This window comes from Providencia sp. PROV174, assembly GCF_028480685.1.
Classification (GTDB): Bacteria; Pseudomonadota; Gammaproteobacteria; order Enterobacterales; family Enterobacteriaceae; genus Providencia; species Providencia rettgeri.
This window is the reverse complement of record NZ_JAMPOT010000032.1, coordinates 1-2,891: the sequence shown is the minus strand read 5'-3', so window position 1 is coordinate 2,891 and position 2,891 is coordinate 1. Positions and strand designations below refer to the sequence as shown.

The window sequence follows — 2,891 nt, the reverse complement described above, 5'->3', positions numbered from 1 at the left end:
TATCGCTACGCTTACACACCCAACCTATCAACGTCTTAGTCTTAAACGTTCCTTTAGGACCCTTAAAGGGTCAGGGAAGACTCATCTCAAGGCAAGTTTCCCGCTTAGATGCTTTCAGCGGTTATCTCTTCCGCACTTAGCTACCGGGCAATGCCATTGGCATGACAACCCGAACACCAGTGGTGCGTCCACTCCGGTCCTCTCGTACTAGGAGCAGCCCCTTTCAATCTTCCAACGCCCACGGCAGATAGGGACCGAACTGTCTCACGACGTTCTAAACCCAGCTCGCGTACCACTTTAAACGGCGAACAGCCGTACCCTTGGGACCTACTTCAGCCCCAGGATGTGATGAGCCGACATCGAGGTGCCAAACACCGCCGTCGATATGAACTCTTGGGCGGTATCAGCCTGTTATCCCCGGAGTACCTTTTATCCGTTGAGCGATGGCCCTTCCATTCAGAACCACCGGATCACTAAGACCTACTTTCGTACCTGCTCGAGCCGTCACTCTCGCAGTCAAGCTGGCTTATGCCTTTGCACTAACCGCATGATGTCCGACCATGCTTAGCCAACCTTCGTGCTCCTCCGTTACTCTTTGGGAGGAGACCGCCCCAGTCAAACTACCCACCAGACACTGTCCGCACCCCGGATAACGGGGCTACGTTAGAACATCAAACATTAAAGGGTGGTATTTCAAGGTTGGCTCCATGCAGACTGGCGTCCACACTTCAAAGCCTCCCACCTATCCTACACATCAAGGCTCAATGTTCAGTGTCAAGCTATAGTAAAGGTTCACGGGGTCTTTCCGTCTTGCCGCGGGTACACTGCATCTTCACAGCGAGTTCAATTTCACTGAGTCTCGGGTGGAGACAGCCTGGCCATCATTACGCCATTCGTGCAGGTCGGAACTTACCCGACAAGGAATTTCGCTACCTTAGGACCGTTATAGTTACGGCCGCCGTTTACTGGGGCTTCGATCAAGAGCTTCTCCTTACGGATAACCCCATCAATTAACCTTCCAGCACCGGGCAGGCGTCACACCGTATACGTCCACTTTCGTGTTTGCACAGTGCTGTGTTTTTAATAAACAGTTGCAGCCAGCTGGTATCTGCGACTGGCTTCAGCTCCATCCGCAAGGGACTTCACCTAGCGCCAGCGTGCCTTCTCCCGAAGTTACGGCACCATTTTGCCTAGTTCCTTCACCCGAGTTCTCTCAAGCGCCTGAGTATTCTCTACCTGACCACCTGTGTCGGTTTGGGGTACGATTAATGATAATCTAGAGCTTAGAGGCTTTTCCTGGAAGCGGGGCATGAGCTACTTCATCACCGTAGTGACTCGTCATCGGACCTCAGCATGTAGTGAACCGGATTTGCCTAATTCACCTGCCTACATCCTTAAACCGGGACAACCGTCGCCCGGATAGCCTAGCCTTCTCCGTCCCCCCATCGCAATTATCACCAGTACGGGAATATTAACCCGTTTCCCATCGACTACGCATTTCTGCCTCGCCTTAGGGGTCGACTCACCCTGCCCCGATTAACGTTGGACAGGAACCCTTGGTCTTCCGGCGTGCGGGTTTTTCACCCGCATTATCGTTACTTATGTCAGCATTCGCACTTCTGATACCTCCAGCATACCTCACAGTACACCTTCACAGGCTTACAGAACGCTCCCCTACCCAACAATATTTACATATCGCTGCCGCAGCTTCGGTGCATAGTTTAGCCCCGTTACATCTTCCGCGCAGGCCGACTCGACCAGTGAGCTATTACGCTTTCTTTAAATGATGGCTGCTTCTAAGCCAACATCCTGGCTGTCTGAGCCTTCCCACTTCGTTTCCCACTTAACTATGACTTTGGGACCTTAGCTGGCGGTCTGGGTTGTTTCCCTCTTCACGACGAACGTTAGCACCCGCCGTGTGTCTCCCGTGATAACATTCTTCGGTATTCGTAGTTTGCATCGAGTTGGTAAGTCGGGATGACCCCCTAGTCGAAACAGTGCTCTACCCCCGAAGATGAGTTCACGAGGCGCTACCTAAATAGCTTTCGGGGAGAACCAGCTATCTCCCGGTTTGATTGGCCTTTCACCCCCAGCCACAAGTCATCCGCTAATTTTTCAACATTAGTCGGTTCGGTCCTCCAGTTAGTGTTACCCAACCTTCAACCTGCCCATGGCTAGATCACCGGGTTTCGGGTCTATACCCTGCAACTCATTCGCCCAGTTAAGACTCGGTTTCCCTACGGCTCCCCTATACGGTTAACCTTGCTACAGAATATAAGTCGCTGACCCATTATACAAAAGGTACGCAGTCACCCTGATAAATCAAGGCTCCCACTGCTTGTACGTACACGGTTTCAGGTTCTATTTCACTCCCCTCGCCGGGGTTCTTTTCGCCTTTCCCTCACGGTACTGGTTCACTATCGGTCAATCAGGAGTATTTAGCCTTGGAGGATGGTCCCCCCATATTCAGACAGGATAACACGTGTCCCGCCCTACTCGTCGAGTTCACAACACCAACACCTTCGGATACGGGGCTATCACCCTTTACTGCCGGCCTTTCCAGACCGTTCTCCTGATGCTAATGCTGATTAAGACTCTGGGCTGCTCCCCGTTCGCTCGCCGCTACTAGGGGAATCTCGGTTGATTTCTTTTCCTCGGGGTACTGAGATGTTTCAGTTCCCCCGGTTCGCTTCGTTTGACTATGTATTCATCAAACGATAGTGCAACGAATTGCACTGGGTTTCCCCATTCGGAAATCGTCGGTTGTAACGGTTCATATCACCTTACCGACGCTTATCGCAGATTAGCACGTCCTTCATCGCCTCTGATTGCCTAGGCATCCACCGTGTACGCTTAGTCGCTTAACCTCACAACCCGAAGGTGTCTTCTTA

At 52.0% G+C, this 2,891-nt stretch carries 1 rRNA gene; it reads right to left on the bottom strand.

The window, feature by feature from the left end:
• Positions 1 to 2,867, bottom strand: a 23S ribosomal RNA gene (locus PSE60_RS20515); the annotation flags it as partial.
• Between the last annotated feature and the right edge of the window lie 24 nt (positions 2,868 to 2,891).